At 36.5% G+C, this 17,622-nt stretch carries 16 protein-coding genes and 1 riboswitch; of the genes, 9 read left to right on the top strand and 7 right to left on the bottom strand.

Annotation, left to right across the window (positions count from 1 at the left end):
- Positions 1-94: 94 nt before the first annotated feature.
- From OWO01_RS14960 to OWO01_RS14980, 5 genes are all read right to left on the bottom strand, one after another.
- Positions 95-691, bottom strand: a complete 597-nt coding sequence (locus OWO01_RS14960) for a YkoF family thiamine/hydroxymethylpyrimidine-binding protein (protein WP_268781283.1) — start codon at positions 689-691, stop codon at positions 95-97.
- Between the two features lie 77 nt (positions 692-768).
- Positions 769-874: riboswitch (TPP riboswitch) on the bottom strand.
- Between the two features lie 148 nt (positions 875-1,022).
- Positions 1,023-1,727, bottom strand: a complete 705-nt coding sequence (locus OWO01_RS14965) for an ABC transporter ATP-binding protein (protein WP_268781284.1) — start codon at positions 1,725-1,727, stop codon at positions 1,023-1,025.
- Position 1,728: 1 nt separating this feature from the next.
- Entirely contained in the window at positions 1,729-2,997 is a 1,269-nt protein-coding gene (locus OWO01_RS14970; protein ID WP_268781285.1) for a hypothetical protein, read from the bottom strand.
- Between the two features lies 1 nt (position 2,998).
- The gene (locus OWO01_RS14975; protein ID WP_268781286.1) at positions 2,999-4,078 is read right to left on the bottom strand and encodes an FtsX-like permease family protein; all 1,080 of its coding nucleotides are present in this window, start codon (positions 4,076-4,078) and stop codon (positions 2,999-3,001) included.
- 86 nt (positions 4,079-4,164) lie between these two features.
- Positions 4,165-4,563, bottom strand: a complete 399-nt coding sequence (locus OWO01_RS14980) for a hypothetical protein (protein WP_268781287.1) — start codon at positions 4,561-4,563, stop codon at positions 4,165-4,167.
- A gap of 960 nt (positions 4,564-5,523) precedes the next feature.
- Here OWO01_RS14980 and OWO01_RS14985 point away from each other — a divergent pair.
- From OWO01_RS14985 to OWO01_RS15000, 4 genes are all read left to right on the top strand, one after another.
- Positions 5,524-6,225 (top strand): response regulator transcription factor, encoded by a 702-nt coding sequence (locus OWO01_RS14985; RefSeq protein ID WP_268781288.1) that lies wholly within the window; start codon positions 5,524-5,526, stop codon positions 6,223-6,225.
- A 709-nt stretch (positions 6,226-6,934) separates the two neighbouring features.
- Positions 6,935-7,426 (top strand): DUF2975 domain-containing protein, encoded by a 492-nt coding sequence (locus tag OWO01_RS14990; RefSeq protein ID WP_268781289.1) that lies wholly within the window; start codon positions 6,935-6,937, stop codon positions 7,424-7,426.
- Positions 7,427-7,437: 11 nt separating this feature from the next.
- Positions 7,438-7,650: a helix-turn-helix domain-containing protein gene (locus OWO01_RS14995; protein ID WP_268781290.1), complete on the top strand. Its 213-nt coding sequence runs from the start codon at positions 7,438-7,440 to the stop codon at positions 7,648-7,650.
- 104 nt (positions 7,651-7,754) lie between these two features.
- Complete coding sequence (locus tag OWO01_RS15000) at positions 7,755-8,510, top strand: isoprenyl transferase (protein WP_268781299.1); 756 nt, start codon at positions 7,755-7,757, stop codon at positions 8,508-8,510.
- A 111-nt stretch (positions 8,511-8,621) separates the two neighbouring features.
- Here the strand turns inward: OWO01_RS15000 and OWO01_RS15005 are convergent, their stop codons facing one another.
- A complete protein-coding gene (locus OWO01_RS15005) occupies positions 8,622-10,214 on the bottom strand; it encodes a response regulator (RefSeq protein WP_268781291.1) in 1,593 nt (530 codons plus the stop codon).
- A 31-nt stretch (positions 10,215-10,245) separates the two neighbouring features.
- Complete coding sequence (locus OWO01_RS15010; RefSeq protein ID WP_268781292.1) at positions 10,246-11,952, bottom strand: sensor histidine kinase; 1,707 nt, start codon at positions 11,950-11,952, stop codon at positions 10,246-10,248.
- A gap of 390 nt (positions 11,953-12,342) precedes the next feature.
- Here OWO01_RS15010 and OWO01_RS15015 point away from each other — a divergent pair, with 390 nt between their 5' ends.
- From OWO01_RS15015 to OWO01_RS15035, 5 genes are all read left to right on the top strand, one after another.
- On the top strand, positions 12,343-13,686 hold the full coding sequence (locus OWO01_RS15015) for an ABC transporter substrate-binding protein (protein ID WP_268781293.1): 1,344 nt from the start codon (positions 12,343-12,345) through the stop codon (positions 13,684-13,686).
- Between the two features lie 93 nt (positions 13,687-13,779).
- Positions 13,780-14,703 carry a carbohydrate ABC transporter permease gene (locus tag OWO01_RS15020; protein WP_268781294.1) on the top strand — a complete coding sequence of 308 codons (924 nt, stop codon included), beginning with the start codon at positions 13,780-13,782 and terminating at the stop codon, positions 14,701-14,703.
- Between the two features lies 1 nt (position 14,704).
- Positions 14,705-15,553, top strand: a complete 849-nt coding sequence (locus tag OWO01_RS15025; protein WP_268781295.1) for a carbohydrate ABC transporter permease — start codon at positions 14,705-14,707, stop codon at positions 15,551-15,553.
- 69 nt (positions 15,554-15,622) lie between these two features.
- Positions 15,623-16,246, top strand: a complete 624-nt coding sequence (locus tag OWO01_RS15030) for a YesL family protein (RefSeq protein ID WP_268781297.1) — start codon at positions 15,623-15,625, stop codon at positions 16,244-16,246.
- A gap of 123 nt (positions 16,247-16,369) precedes the next feature.
- The coding region (locus OWO01_RS15035) for a Gfo/Idh/MocA family oxidoreductase (RefSeq protein WP_268781298.1) at positions 16,370-17,622 on the top strand (1,253 nt) is incomplete at its 3' end.

The raw sequence follows: 17,622 nt of genomic DNA on the forward strand, positions 1-17,622 counted from the left end.
TTTATATGTGATGCATAAAGTGCCTGGCAACCTATAGGGAAGCAGTCACTTTATGCACGCAGTAAAAAACTTCTATTATGAAGAGTTCCGGTCTTTATCCCTTCGCCGAAGGACTATTCGCTGACATGGAAACAGTCATTACGGTGTGTAGAGATCCGCTCTCTTCCATATCAATAAACACTTTTTCCAGTCCATTAAATATATTGACGACTTCTCCGTCTAAACGAGTGGCATAATGTGTGCCGCTAACTTTCACTCCATGATCTTTCATCGCTTCGATTTGTGCATAGATTTGATTCATATAGTCGCCGCCACCTAACGGATATAAAGCAAATTTCGTCGCAGCTTCTTGCTTGATTGTGTCTGCTTTTTCTTTGTTAAGCACGTGATCATCTTCCGCCATATATACGTCACCAGCAGTATCTCCGGGACAACCTACAGAGTAAGTAGCTTCAAATGCAACGTGTACGCCCGTTTTTGCAGCATGAAGAAAAATTGCTTTTGTTACATCAAAAATATGCGGAATTCTTCCCCTCACTAATGTACTAACATCATCGGTTTGCATCCAAACTTTCGAAGTATCTACCTCTTTAAGTGCTGTTGTAATGATCTCGATAAAATCATCACTCATTGGATGGATCGAAAAACTACACCCAGCTATTCGATTACTACCACAAACAAAATTACCCATAGTATCTTCCTCCATGACATATAAAAAAGCTACACTCCCTGGGGAATGCAGCCAAAATGTATGGTCAATGAAAAATATACGTTTCGACTGCACTTCCCCACGCTAGTATTATCTAGATCAGGTTCGAAGGGTCAGAATAACAGATTCCTCTCAGCCATTTTCACAGCGCCCCTAGTGCAACTTTTATTATAGAATTGTATTTAGTCATCATCGTAAAGCAATCTTGGTAACTTGTAAAGCTATAGGCTGTTTGTAGAACTATCTTCCAATTTCATGGGTGCAGTTAAATTATTTTTTACTAGATATTTTCTTGTTCTGATGGAATTGGTAGCTATGGATTAGCTAATGTCGCAACCGAAGCATGTTCATGTAACTGTCCGTCATTAATTTGAAATACTTTTTGGCATTGTGCAGCAACTTGTTGATCATGGGTAACGATCACAATTGTCATCCCTTGTTGGTTGAGGTCTTTCAGAACGTTAATAATCTCTTGAGAAGTAGCAGAGTCCAAGGATCCAGTAGGTTCATCTGCTAACAATAACTGTGGCTTATTGACAATAGCCCGTGCAATCGCAACTCGTTGTTGTTGACCACCGGAAAGCTGATTTACTTTTTTTGAAGCCAAATCATCAATATTTAATGCAACCAGAGCCTCCATACAGGTCTTTTTCATCGATCTAAAACTGTAATTACGGTCAAAGAATAGTGGTGTTTTCACATTTTCTATTGCTGTTTCTTCATCAATGAGTACAAAATCTTGAAGAACAAAGCCGATTTTACGACAGCGAATCTCAGATAGTTGTTTATCATTAAGTGTGGAAATAGAAGTGTTATCGAGATAATACGATCCGGATTGAAAATCGTCGACACAACCTAACACATTTAACAGACTTGATTTTCCAGATCCACTAGTACCCATTATCGCTACCATTTCACCCGTCTCCACAGTGAAATTTAATTGCTTTAGAATATGAAGTTGATTGGGTTTGTCTTTATGATAAAACTTATTTATGTCTTGCACAGAAATCATCGGCATATTAACGCTCCTTTAAAATCGTTAGTTTACTTTTTCTTGAGATCAATACAAAAGGGAGATAGCTTCCAAAAATAAGAACGATACTAAGTAGTCCAAGTGACTGAACTTGAACTTTCCAGTCAAACTGGTAAAGAAGCGAATCTCGGTCTGTGCTGAAGTCCATTGTTGCAACTCGATTATTCAAAAACCCTAACACAGACCAGTAGATCAAAAAGGATAGAATAATGAGTAACAAGAGATAAACGAGATAGATACTCATAGCCTTTTTAAAGGAACAACCATTAACATAATAGATGGATATTGATTTGATCATTTTCTTTACGTTAAGATAGGTGATGCTAAGCAGGCTAACTAGAGCAATGCCAGCTAAAGAAAAAAATAAAGAGAAATCATTTGCTAGATACTGATTTGCACGCTTTTTCGATAAATTGATCATTTCACTACCTTCTACTACATAACCATAGTTTGTTAAGGTTGCCTTTAATGCTTCAATTGAGTCCTTAGAAGCCTGCTCGTTTAAATAGATAAAAAAATTATCGGTTGAAAAGCGGTAATCAGAAAACAGCTCATCGTTGTACTCCATAAAATAAACCGTTTGATCACGGAAAGGAGTAATTTCTTGAAGTAAACTGTCCATATCGAGGCTGGCGTTCGATTTTATCGTCGAATGTAAGATTCGCGAGTCTGTGCTGTCAATTAATCCCACTACCTCAAATGCTTCGGATCTTTCTTCGATCTCATCCCATTGTCTTGAGGGGGTGCTAAATTGATTGTACAGTTCTAAGTCTAAGATGAGTGTATCTCCTTTGTTGATATTTTCACCATTATAGACGATGACAGGGTATATGTTGTTAGTATCCGATTCAAATAACCATTCACCTTCAACATCTTCCTTCAAGCCGAGATAACCCGCGGTAATATCATCATAAACGAAGACTGCATTTTCACCGTTGTCTTCACTAAAGTAACTGTAGACAGAAATACCTTCTATGTCGGCATGGTCTTTTAAATCCTCGATCAAATCTTGGTGGTAATCTTTTATAAGAGCATCAAAGTCTTCTTCATCTATGATTGTTTCTTCTCTTCCCATAAAAAACAAAGCGTGTTGTATCGGCGAATCCTTATAATCATGATAGGTTTTAAAATAATAATCATAACGGTTTACTAATAAGGTGATTAACAGTAAAGCTAAAGCGATTTCAATAATGATGAGCAGATTAGCGATTAAGTGTTTGCTGAAAAATTTCTTTGCTATATAGAGTGTTTTCATTTTAAACTCCACCTTTCAAGGATCGGACAATACTACCGTTCATCCATTTTCTAATGTATAAAAAGAGGAGTAATATATAGATCATTAGCATCGTAATAAAAAACGCGAAAAAGTCTTTGGATGTCAACATAAATAGTTGTTCTTGAATAACTATAGGTGCAATTAAACCATGAAAAGTGACAATCAATCCATAAGCGATAAAGAAACAAATTGTATAGTTAGCAAGCAGTCCTACTAAGAGGATTCTTGCAATAAATCCTTTGCTTGCCCCGTTTAAGCGATAAATGGATATTTGTTTTTTTCGTGTTTCTAGTATGTAAGAGTATATATAAAGAATATTTGCAATAGCGAAAGCAAATAAAATCAGAGAATAGATTCGTACTTCATTCATAAAATCAGCTAAATCATTTTCAGAAGTTTCTTCATCGATAACTGGTGATTGCAAGAGAGATTCGATGTTGGTAATTAAGCTTGTGCGTGCTTTTGGTTTAAGCGCGAAACCCTCTTCTGTGTAGATTTCAATGGTATTGTCTTGCCCGAATTGATCGAATAATTGTTTCTCTGTGATAATAAAAGAAGCATAGTGCATATATGGTGCAATGCCTATTATCTGATAAGAGGTATGATTAATTTCTACAGTATCACCAATTTTACTATTTGAAAGTAGAGCATAAGGATAGGGAATAATAGCAACGTTGTCTCCGTTTACTTGTTCTTCCTCAGTAAAAAACCGCCCCTGAAATGTGCTGTCAAACACGTAATTCTGCGGGAGCGCTGCTACATGGTATTCATGGCTATAATCATCACCTTCTATAGTGAAAAACTCCATATAGTTTGCTAGTAAGATATAGGATTTAATACCGTCAAGTAACGCTAGTTGTTCTAAGTTATCGCGGTCAGTGTTCATGGTATTTCCGACAATAATGGATTCATTTGCTTGGTATTGTTCATAGTATTTACCGTACATAAGACCAAAATAATAGAGAGAGAAAAAGATGATTGCGATTAAGATGAAACAATGTAGACAAAGCTGTTTATAATTTTTTGCTTCCATTTGCCAAACTAACATATATTGTCGCATGTCTTTGACCTGCCTTTTCGTTATAAAGTAATTGGTTTTGAATGGGGATCGTTTTTAGAACAAATGAGAAAAATTACGGTTATAATTTATTTAACGGTAACTCTAGATGAATCACTTGAATTTGATCCACTTGCATAAGAACCAGAGTGCGCATGAGATGAGGAAGCATTACTTGATGCTGTTCTTGTGCCAGTTCCAGATGATCTTGTCGTGCCGAAGCTCGATGAACTATTTCGGGCTTTATGACGGACGACAGCAGTATTTGTTCCGCTCCCTGCAGCGCGAGCTGAAAACGAATAATTGCTCCAAGGAAGTAATCCGTTTCCACCACTGTAAGATGCAGAGGTATTTCCAGAGCTAGCTGAACCACTTCCGTTGTGGGCAACATCTAAACTAGAAGATCCTGCTAGTGCATTACTTCCAAAAACAACTGCCAAGGTAGTTACTAATAGCGTGAATAGTAAACATTTTTTGATATTTTTCAAGATAAAAACCTCCTCTTATTTTAACAATTAAAGTATAAGGCGTTCCCCATTCAAAACCTCCTTACAATTTACATTATAACAAGTTAACGGTAATAAAAGGTAAACCTTAACAAAATTTAAGTAATAAATTGGAATTAACAATTCAATTATATATTGATTTGTGGTTGCGATGGCTTGTCTTAACTTTTATCCCGGAGCAACCGTCCGTAATACTCCAACTTCAAAACAACGAGAAAAGCAAGTTGTTTAAGTGAGAGTAACGGACGCTAGCACCCCGAATGGTTAAAGGCTTTTAGGTCATCCTTTAGGGCTAACAATCAGTGGGGGAATACCTAAAAACCCCCACTGATTGAAGTTTCACTTTATTCTGAATCGTCGTTATTTAAAATTTGGATTTATAATTAAAGGCTTTGGCTTTGTTAATGAGAGGTATTGAATTCTATCGTGGATAGTACCTTTTGTATGGGAATCGGTTTAAAGCTTGTAATTGCCATAGAAATTAATTGCGCATTGTATAAATAAACACTTTTTACAACAAAAAAATGTATTATTTTGTCGTTTTTTTCTATATATTGAACTTTTTCCAAAAATAACTTATAATTAATAGACATAATAATGATTAGAAGGAAAAGTGATCAATGCGCCTTAAAGTAGATTGATAGATTCCATAAGTATTTTCCCTCATTCTCTTTCTATGAGTGAAGATAACTCATAGAACATCCGAAATGTAAAAGGAAAAAACTATATTATATTTAGTCTAGGCAGAAGCTTGTTTAAATTACCTTACGTATGTGGGAGAAAGCTACGCTTAACACATCATTGCTAACTTTCTATTGGGTACTAGTTTAACTTCTTTTCTCTTATTCTGCATTTTAAAAATTGCGTTACTATCTTTTAGATCTGTATACCATTGTCGAAATAAAGCACTGTTTCAAGCATTCCAATAAAAGAGGTGGCCATATGGGTGGAGAGAAAATTCTTATCATTGAAGATGATGTAAACATTCTTAAAACGAATCAAAAAATGCTGGAGTTAGCAGGCTATCGTGTATTCGCAACAGATACGCTTGAAAGCGCGCATTCTATTGTAAACGATGAAAATCCTGATCTACTGATCTTAGAAGTTTTGCTGCCAAATGGAAATGGATTAAACTACTGCAAAGAGTTACGTCTGAAAAGTGACATAAAGATTTTATTTTTGAGTAGCCTTTGTACGAAAAATGATGTTATAAATGGTTTTCACGTTGGTGGAGATGATTACATGTCAAAGCCTTATGATATGGACGAGTTACTAGTAAGAATAAGAGCTTTATTGAGAAGGGGTAGGCTGATAAAGAGTGAAGAGAGAGTTCTACGCTTAGGTGCATTAGAGTTATCGCTTTCTTCTCGTCGTGCTTTTTTGAACGGGGAGGATTTACTATTAAAACCAAGGGAATTCTACTTGCTTGAAGTTCTTATTAGAAATAGAGATCAGATTTTAACTGCGCAAGAGATTTATCAACTTATATGGGGGAGTGAAGCAAATGATATACGTACAGTCTGGGTGCATATGTCCATGCTTCGTAAAAAGCTGGCAGACAATAGTGTGCCTGATTTTCCGAAATTAATCTCTATTCGTCAGCAAGGTTATCTTTTAACATTAGATGAAGATAAATATGAATAATTCATTGTCAGTCATTTCCTGGAAATTCTCGAATGTTCTTTGATATGCTGGTATTATTTAGATCAATATGATTTACCTTAGCGTGTTTAACGGATAGTTATTGTAAGGAATGCATTATTTCAAAGTAGCAAAAAAATTATATTAAACTGTCCCAACCTGAAAAAATCATTTTTAGCACATTTTTTCTCCGTATTTTAAAAATATATTAAATTTTCATGGTGCTACTGTCGGTAAAAACTACTCAAAGAAAGAGGGAATAACTGATACTAACACCCCGAATGTCCCTACTAGCAATCAGTGGGTGGGAAGCCCAACCCCCCCTAGATTGAAATTTCAATTAATCCCGGAGCAACCGTCCGCAAGACTCCCGAATGGTTCAACTAACAATCAGTGGGGGAATAACTAAAAAAAACTAAAAACCCCCACTGATTGAAGTTTCACTTTGTGCAACCGCAAATTCAAGAGGTAACCTCTTGTATGTTCATGTGATGAAGCGAAGGATGATCTTTGGTGTGCATAGATAGTAAGGGTTTGTTAAGAAGAGAAGCTTGAATTTTTCAAGCTTCTTTTTGAGTTGTGATACAGTAGTCGCGTATTTCTGTTAGCTGTTAGAGAACAAAAATAAATTGAAAAATAACATTTATTTATTGTAAAACGATAAATATATTGGTAAAATATAAGCAGAAAATAAATGGATGAGGTGCATGTGATGAAACGAGGATCAACTGTCTTTTTAAAAATCGCTATTTTTCTAATTGGAACTTCCGTACTAGCTTTATGTATCTTTTTGCTACCAAAAATGGGGATAGAGGCCTTCGAACAAGCACAAAAAGGTGCAGGATTAGCTTATGTAATCGTTGGTTTTCTTATAATCGTGTATGGATCGGCGATACCATTTTATATTTCGTTGTATCAAGCGTTATTGCTTTTACGTTATATTGACAAAAATGAGGCTTTCTCGGAGTTGTCGGTTAACGCACTGAAAAAGATAAAAAACGGTGCCAAACTAATCTTTGGTTTGTATATTCTAGCTTTACCATTGATTTTTATTATCGCAGAGCGGAACGATACGCCTGGACTTATTTTGTTAGGAATGGTTATTGCTGGATCTTCCTTAGTGATAGCGGTTTTTGTTGCTGTTCTTCAAAGGCTTTTGCGGCAAGCGATCGACATAAAATCTGAAAATGATTTAACAGTCTGAGGTGAAAAAAGATGATTATAATCAATATTGATGTGATGCTGGCAAAAAGGAAGATGAGCGTAACCGAGCTTTCAGAGCGTGTTGGGATAACGATGGCTAACCTTTCTATTTTGAAAAACGGAAAGGCAAAGGCGATTCGATTATCAACACTAGAGGCGGTTTGTAAGGCGCTAGATTGTCAACCAGGAGACATTTTAGAATACAGAAGTGACGATGAGGAATAACGTAAATGTAACACGAAGCCGTGGTAATTTTAGTTATCTTAGCAATAGCAGCAGTGAAGGAAATAATTGAAATATACAGATTCTTAGGGGGATGGAAATGGATGATGAAAATTCCTTTTTTGACAAAAAAAGATGAGCAATCAAATATTTATTATGCGGAAGGTACTATACCGGATCATGTAGCTATCATTATGGATGGAAACGGACGGTGGGCGGAGAAGAGAGGTATGCCAAGGTTTATTGGACATAAAACTGGGTTAGCTACTGTTGTAACAGTGGTGAAAGCAGCAGTTAAATGCAAGGTCAAGGTGTTGACCTTGTATACATTTTCTAAGGAAAACTGGAAGCGTCCAAAGCCTGAGGTTGAATTTATTTTGAAACTACCTAAAGAATTTCTGCATGTTTATTTGCCAGACATTCAGGCAAACAATGTACGAATTGAGGTTATCGGTAATATGGAGGGTCTCCCAGCAGCTACACAGGAAGCTCTGCAATATGCCATTGACTCCACGAAAAATAACGATGGTCTTCAGTTGAATCTGGCCCTCAATTATGGAAGTAAGCAGGAGATGCTGCAGGCGATGAAGCGAATGTTCACGGATCTGGTCGATGAGAAAGTATTTCTTGATCAAGTAGATGAAGAACAGTTCTCAAAGTATCTAAATACCGCTAATATTCCAAACCCAGACCTACTCATTCGGACGGGTGGAGAAAAACGCCTCAGTAATTTCCTGTTATGGCAAATGGCCTACACGGAGTTTTGTTTCACAGATGTGCTGTGGCCGGATTTCTCCGAACATGAATTTAAACTCGCCATAGAAGAATATCAATCAAGAAAAAGAAGATACGGCGGCCTGTAACGGTGCCTGTCACCGCCCGGAATTTGTCGAAGGGCTTACTTAGTTTACGCGTGTCCCCAGCTTTGTATTTGGGGTCTGTTTAAGCTAAGTAAGCTTTTTTGTTTGAACACGTTATGAATGAATTCCATCTTGACTATCTTCATGAATCAGGTGTGATGGTGGGTAACCGAGTACTTTCTTAAACACGGAACTAAAGTAAGCGGGGTTATCAAACCCAACAGCTTCAGCCACTTCATAGATTCGGTGATTGCCAGCGAATAACATCTTTCTCGCTTTATCAATTCTATATTTCGTCAAGTATGCTTTAAATGGTAGATTCATATAAGATTTAAACAACTTCCCTAAATAATTTCTAGATATATATAGCTCTTCAGCGATTTCATTCAGTGTAATAGGCTCGCCAATATTCTGTTCAATATAATGAAGTACATCGTCAATTAACTTAGAATGTTTTATGTTATCTTGAAAGACAGCCTCTTTCCTCATATCCTCGATCAGATCGTTAAAAAAACCATGTAATTCAGTCCAACTGTTATATTGCATGAGTTGGTTATAAATTGTAAAAGGTAGCTTCGAATGTGCAGCGATATTGATGCCGAGATCCACGAGTTCATATTTAAAAATTGTCCAAATTTCAAGTCCAATGTGAATGGAAACGGAAGGTAAAAAGGGTTGGTTATTCAATCCGTTAAAAAAGTTGTTCAACGATGTTTTGATTCGTTCCATATCGGCAGTCCGGATCGCCATGGTCAGTTGCGCATTCAGTGATGTTAAATGAACAGCTAGTAGGTTGTCTTCACCTGGTGTGTTAGTCATCAATAGTTGGTGAAGGACGTTGATTGTCTCAGACCATGTGGACTTGATAGCCCCTCTTTCCACATGCGTATTTACCGCAATCACATTCAACAAGTTCTTCTTTAGAAGATTAATAGCTAAACTAGTCTCTGATAATAACCGCTCATGTTCTGTCTCTTCTTTAGGTAAATGAAGGCATAGAATGCTATTCTGTTGATCAATCTTAATATAGTGGTAATCCAAAGAGAATTGGTTCATTGTATCATGAATAATGTTGGTGATCGCAAAACTCATTAAATATTTGTCTGCTAGTTTACTCATTCGATCACTGTCTATTGTAATAAAGTTCAGTTTAATCGGTAAGTGTAAACATGAAGACCACCGTTTTATAATGACTTGCTGGTTCGGTTGTAAAGCGGTAAGATTTAGTTGACCTTTTACAGCTAACTCCATTAACTCAACAGTTAAATCTCTTTCATATTGACTCACTTTGGTCTTGTATCGTTGAAAGTCATCCTTCTTTTTACGTGCTCGATCAAGTTGATTTAACGTTTGTTCAACGGTAGAAATAATTGTTTGTCTTGATGCCGGCTTTGAGAGATAATCTTCAATCTTTAATTTGAGTGCTTGTTTTGCATGTTGAAACTCTGAATAGCCACTTAAAATAATAATTTTTTCATCAAAATCTTCGTCACGTAAGGCTTGAATCATTTCAATCCCGTCAAGAACAGGCATGTAAATATCGGTAATAACTAGGTCTGGTCGTTTTTCCAAAATCATTTCTAAGCCTTCTTTTCCGTTACTTGCTGTCCCAATAACTGTGCACTTTAGGTTCGATTGATTAAGGGTTGCTTGAATTCCTTTAACAACATGGTTATCGTCATCAACAATAGCTATTTTCCAAATCATATTTATCTCCTCCTAAAATGAAGTAAATGCACTAGAATAAATCTGATTTATCCGTTACTTTTGGAATCGTGATTTTAACTTCTACACCACCCTCGCTTCTGTTAGATAAGAAGATTTTTGCTTTATAATTGTAATAGTGATTCAAACGTTCCTTTACATTTCTAATGCCATACCCACCTGTTTTCATCTTTTTCCTAGACTTTTGAAACGACTGCGCACCACTACCATTGTCTTTAATGGATAACACGATATGGTCTTCTTGTTCATGAATGGTTATCGTGATTAGCCCGTTTTTTTTATTGGCTAAGCCATGTATGATTGCATTTTCTATAAAAGGCTGTAATGTTAACTTCGGAATGTACGCGTGAAGAGCTTGTTTATCTATATTGAAATGGTACGCAAAAGATTCTTTATTACGAATCGACTGGAGCTTCAAATATTTTTCTACATAATTAACTTCATCTTCAATAGAGATTATTGCTTCCCCGTTAGATAAACCAACGCGTAACATATCTCCTAATAATTCGATCATTAGGCTCATGTCATCGTCACCTCGTTCAATGGCTCGCCAATTCAATTGATCTAACGTATTGTATAAAAAATGAGGATTGATATTGGCTTGTAGTGCTCGTAATTCCGCTCTTTTCTGTGATTTATATTGTTTAATTAAGGAGTTGAATAATCGTTCGTTTCGATTGATCAAATTTTGATAACCATGAAAAAGTTTTCCAAATTCATTGGTATAATCATTCGGAATAATTTGGTTGGTTCGATTTAACTTGTAATCATTCATTAGTCTAGTTAATTGATGGATGGGCTTCGTTAATTGATTTATGATAAAACTCATTCCAATTAGAAAAACTAGAAGCAGTATGAAACTAAATAGTACGATATTTCTAGCTACTTGATTGCTCGACTTTGTTAGTTCACTATAAGGTGTTATACCGATTAATTTCCAATTATAGGGTTTTATTTCACTTGAGACAATTAACTGTTCGTCTTGGATGAAGTGTGTCGTTGCTGAGTTACTTTCTGATTCCGTTTGTATGTCGTTATTTTCACCGATCGATTTATAATCTGTACTCGCTAATATGTGTTGATTTTCATTGATCAAATACAAAATAGAATCATCAGGATAGGAGCGCAACCAGTTTTCCACAATAAGTGGGTCAAGATTTAAGACAAGAATCGCTTGAACATGGCCTCTAGAATTTTTAAGGATTCGAGCATAACTAATGACGACTTCGTTTCCTGCCATCATTTCAATTGGTCTAATTCCGATCCAAGTCGCTATTTGTTTATCGAGTGAACCAATCCAATTTGTTTCATAGGCTTCATTAATATTGTAATATCGGACTGGATTTTGAATATTATTTGTTGGTGGATTTTCCATAAAAATTTCAATCGAATGAATATCGCCATTGCTGTAGACAGAATTTGAGAAATCAAGTGTTAAAGCATTTCGTTGAAAATGACTGTGGTTACCATGAATCACCTCATGCAAACTGCTTTGCCGTGCAAGAACAACAGAATTATTTTCGATGGATGTAAGCTTTTCTTCAATATTACGCTTGATTAGTTCCAAGTTCGTCTCTTGTTGCCTTGCCGTTAAATCAATAATCTCATTTACCGACACGCGGTGATTGACCAGGATGACTGTAGAGAAAATGATAATCAAATAAAGAGATAAACTAATAAACAATAGGGCGCGAAAGGAGAATTTTTTTATAATATTCAATTACAAACCTCCAAGAAGATTAATTTCTTATTAAGAAAGTTAGTTTTTTATTTAGAAACTACATTTATTATATCTATTATTGTAAGGGTTTTCAATCGCAAAATGGATATTTCGTCTTTGTAGTAGAAAGCTATCATCTGGCGGGAAACAATCAGGCTATAGTTACCTGTCAATTCAGTAGGTGTACTTTCGCTCGCATTCATTAGGGATGTGGATGGTAGGTAAGGTTTTTCGCTCATTTTTTGAAAGCATCATGATATAAATATAAAAAAGCAAGTGGATTGTTTTTTGAAAGTTTTTTCACTTTTTTCATCTACAAGGAACGATTTTATTTCTCTATAATTAATTTGTAAGCGATTTCTTATTATTTAATGAATTGGGGGAGTTACAGTGAAAAAAGGATTATTATTTCTTTTCGTGGCGTTACTATTACTAGTAACAGCATGTGGTGGGAATGATCAAGATGAACGAACAGATGCCAATGATAATCAAGATCAATCATCAGAGAATGAGTCAAATGAAAATGATTCAGAGGATGGTGATCAAGTTTCAATTCGTGTGGCTTGGTGGGGAAATCAAGAGCGACATGATATGACTCTAGAAGCAATTATGTTGTTTGAAGAGTTACATCCCAATATTCTTGTACAACCAGAATATACAGGTTGGGATGGCTATTGGGAACGACTTAACACCCAGGCGGCAGGAAGAAATCTACCTGACGTTATCGCAATGGATAATTCCTATTTAAATGAGTACAACAGTAACGATTTACTAGTTGATTTAGCTCCTTTAATAGCAGATGGTACGATCAATCTGGATGATGTAGAAGATGTTTATCAAGAGATTAATCATGACGGTGATCGTGTACTCGCTGTAGCATCTGGAGCAAATGCTCTTGCACTTGTTTATAATGCTGAATTATTAGATGAATACGGTTATGATCTTGAACCAGGTTTTACGTACGAGGACCTCTATGAATTGAACCTAGATATTAAAAATCAAATGGAAGCGAATGGTGAAGAATACTTTGGTTATGACTTTGCTAATGCAGAATATGAGCTGTTTTTTAATTATGTAAGACAGCATGATATGTCTTTTTATAATGAAGATGGATCGAGTTTAGGTTTTGAAGAGCATGTATTAGTGGATTACTTTGATTGGGTAGTAAGGATGGTAGAAAGTGGTGCTGCTCCATCGCATGATCTGATGATGTCTTACATTGAGGGTGGTAATTCAATGGTTCAAGAGGGCACGTCTGCGATGCAAACAGCTGCGAGCAACCAAATTATTGGGATTGCTCAAGGGACAGATTTTGAGTTGGATTTAACCGTTCTTCCAGTCTTAGATGGTACCCATGCCAACTATATTAGACCGAGTATGTCCTTTTCTGTTACGCAACATTCAGAACAACAAGAAGCAGCTGCAAAATTTATAGATTTTATAACAAATAACTTAGAAGCGAATGAGATTCTTCAAGCGGAACGAGGTGTTCCGATTTCTTCAGCGGTTCGTGATCATTTAAGTGACAAAGTGTCTGAGACTGTTGAAAAGACGTTTGATTATTTAGAAGTTGTAGCACAGTATACGAAAGAAGCTGATCCACTTTCACCTCCAGGGGAGACAGAAGTGCGTGGTGCTTTTGGCCGTACCATTGAAGTGCTGAAATATGGGCGAATAAGTCCAGAAGAGGCTGCTAGTGACTTCATGCAACAAGCAGAAAATATTCTGAATTAAATGTAATAGAGGTGACTAAAAGAGTTTAGTCACCTCCTTCTTTCAAACACTCAAAAGAAGCTCGTAAGCTACAATCAAATTGGTGGTGATATCATGGCAAAAATAAAAACGCCTATAAACTTTTCTTTAGGATCAACAAGCAAAAGAGACAATGTAGCTGGTTACCTAAGTATATCTCCGTGGTTAATCGGCTTTATCCTATTGATTGTTGGGCCGATGGTAGCCTCATTCTATCTATCTTTTACTAATTATAATCTATTATCTAGCCCTACCTGGGTCGGTTTAGATAATTATCGAAATTTATTTAGTGATGATCGATTTTTAAAATCACTAGAAGTAACCTTTAAATTTGTCTTTATCTCGGTTCCACTTAAATTAATTTTTGCTCTTGCCTTAGCAATGTTATTTAATACGGGGCGAAGAGGAAGTTCTTTATTCTCAGCAATCTACTACATTCCTTCCATTATCGGAGGAAGTGTCGCGGTTGCCGTTGTTTGGAGACAGTTATTTGGTCGTCAAGGTGCGATAACACAATTATTATCTATGCTAAATATTACGGATACAAACTTAATTGGTAATCCTGATACTGCTTTATCTGTGTTAATCTTATTGGTTGTTTGGCAGTTTGGTTCACCAATGATTATCTTTTTAGCAGGGTTAAGGCAAGTGCCGCAAGAGCTTTATGAAGCGGCTAGTGTTGATGGGGCAGGTAAAGTCAGACAATTTTGCAATGTCACTTTACCAATGTTAACCCCAGTTATCTTTTTTAATTTAGTTATGCAAACCATTGGAAGCTTTATGACATTTACTCAGTCCTATCTAATTACGGGTGGGGGGCCACTAGATGAAACACTGTTCTATGCTGTTTATCTCTACGAGGTAGCATTTGAGTATTTAAGAATGGGTTATGCATCTGCAATGGCATGGGTTTTGTTAGTCATCATCGCTTTCATTACGCTTCTCTTTTTCTTAACGTCAAAATATTGGGTGTTTTACCAATCAGAAGGAGGTCGTTAGTGTGAATGGAAAGAAAAAGCGGCTTCTGGGTGATGTAATCTTTTATGTTTTTGTTATTGGTTTAGGAATCTTAATGGTCTATCCTATTTTATGGATGTTAAGTAGCTCTCTTAAGCCGGCAACGGAAATTTTCAATAATGCTGTATCACTATGGCCTAGTGAATTTGTGTGGGAAAACTATCAATCTGGTTGGGCAGGTTTTGGTGGTATTGGTTTTGCAACGTATTTCCGTAACTCGCTCATTGTAACATCGACGGTTGTTATTGGAACAATGATTACAGGAAGTTTGGTCGCGTATGGCTTTGCGCGAATAGATTTCAAAATGAAAAATGTTCTTTTTGCTTGTTTAATGGCAACGATTATGTTGCCGGTACAAATTACGCTCATCCCTCAGTATATTATTTTTAATGAATTGGATTTAGTAAATACTTTTGTTCCATTAATGTTACCAGGATTAATGGGGGGACAGCCATTTTTTATCTTTCTTATGATTCAATTTATTCGAGGAATTCCTCGTGAATTAGATGAAGCGGCAATTGTTGACGGATGTTCTAAATTCGGTATTTATTGGAGAATCATTTTGCCGCTTTTAAAGCCAGCCTTAGTTACTGTGGCTCTCTTTTGTTTTATGTGGACATGGGATGATTTCTTGGCTCCATTAATCTATTTAAATGATGCAAGTATTCATACGGTTACCATTGCATTAAGAAATTTCATGGACGTTTCCGGTGGAACTTCTTGGGGACCGCTATTGGCGATGTCGTCATTATCGCTCTTGCCTCAATTACTAATTTTTGTATTCTTCCAGAAGTATTTAGTTCAAGGGATTGCAACGACAGGTCTAAAATAATTTTATCGAACGAATGGAGAGTTAACTTTTGGTTAACTCTCAATCTATTTTATAAAAGCGGGTGATCAGATGGGTATGCGAGCTAGTATCAATTATTTTTTTGAATGGGTTACCGTATTGGCTTGGATCAATTTCTTGTGGGTTGTGTTCACGTTACTAGGATTTCTTGTGTTTGGTTGGGCACCAGCGACTGTTGCCATGTTAAAAGTCTTTAGTGAAATCTATCGGGAAAAAAATATTCAACAACCAATTTTTAAAACATTTTACGCGCAATACAAGGTAAGTTTCTTAAAAGCGAATGCTATTGGGATTATGCTTGTTCTCGTTATTTTATCAATGGCTTATGGATTGTTAACATTACCTTATTTGAATGATTTGGCTTTTTATTTGCTGTTTGGCTTTTATTTGATTATGTTCAGTCTTGTAACTTTCATCATTCTTTTTATTTTCCCTGTTTTAACCCAGTATAAGTTATCTTTCCTTAATTCTATTAAATATTCTATGTTAGTTGGACTTTCCAACCTGCATTACAGTGTAGGTATCGTTATTTCAATGGGAATAATCTATGCCCTGTTTCGTGCTTTTCCGGGTTTACTCCTGTTTTTTGCCGTCAGTATACCTAGTGCAATTCTCATGAAACTTGCTTTAAAAGTCTTTGATCGAGTGGGAATGCAGACAGAAATGGCCAAGTAAAGATCTGTCTAGTTTAAGCAGTAGTTAGAACAAGAGAACGATTTGATTATGGGTATGTGGCTTTGTCTTCTAGGTTTGGATGATTGGTCTATATTAGGGTCTTCAAAAGTTAGGAGTGATAAAATGCTGAAAAAATATGCAATCGTTGGTGTGGGTGGTCGTGCAGAGTTTTTTTATGGGGCAATTGCGAGTGAATATCGAAAGACTAGTGAACTAGTGGCATTTTGTGATAATAATCAGACACGGCAAAACTATGCGAACAGATTATTAAAGGAGAAGTATGATCATCAGGAAATTCCGACCTATTCTAATCTTCACTTTGATCAGATGATTGAAGTGGAAAAACCAGATGTTGTTATTGTTACATCAATTGACCGGACACACCATCATTACATTATTCGAGCACTTGAGCTTGGGTGTGATGTTATTACAGAAAAACCAATAACTGTAGATGAAGAAAAGGCAAACAAGATTAAGCAAGCTGTTGAACAGTCAAACAATAAAGTAAGGGTAGCGTTTAATTATCGCTATGCCCCACATAACACAAAGGTTCGTGAATTATTAGCGGATGGAGTTATCGGGAAAGTGTTTTCTGTCCATTTTGAATGGGCATTAGATACGCAACATGGAGCGGATTATTTCCGGCGTTGGCATCGTAACAAAATAAATAGTGGAGGTTTACTTGTTCATAAGTCAACACACCATTTTGACCTTGTTAACTTTTGGTTAAATACACAGCCGGAGACGGTATATGCTGCAGGAGGTTTGCGTTTTTATGGAAAGGAAAATGCCGAGGAACGTGGAGTGGATGCATTTTACCATCGTGCACATGACAGCGAAGCGGCCAAAGATGATCGATTCGCGATCAGTTTAGCGGACAATGATCATTTAAAGGCGATGTATTTGGATGCGGAGCATGAGGATGGCTATTTTCGTGATCAAAGTGTGTTTGGGGATGGAATTGATATTGAAGATACACTTGGTGTGCTCGTTACGTATAAAGACAAAACAATTCTTACATATTCTCTAAACGCCTATTTACCATGGGAAGGTTTTAATGTGGCTTTTAACGGTAGCAAGGGAAGGATCGAGCTAACTGTTAAAGAACGTTCGTATGTGAACTCTGGTGGTGAGAAGAGTGAGGAGGGGCAAGCTGAACAGACCACTTTACGTGTGCTACCAATGTTCGACGCTCCTTATGAAGTCTCGATAGAAGAAGCTATCGGAGGTCACGGTGGTGGGGATGCTGCACTGTTAGCTCATTTATTTGGTGAAGAAAAAAACGATCCATATCAGCGTTCCGCAAACCACATCGATGGCATCCAGTCGATCATGACAGGCATAGCAGCAAACCACTCCTTAAAAACAGGCTTACC

Source organism: Natronobacillus azotifigens, assembly GCF_026805325.1.
In the GTDB taxonomy this organism is placed as follows: Bacteria; Bacillota; Bacilli; order Bacillales; family Amphibacillaceae; genus Natronobacillus; species Natronobacillus azotifigens.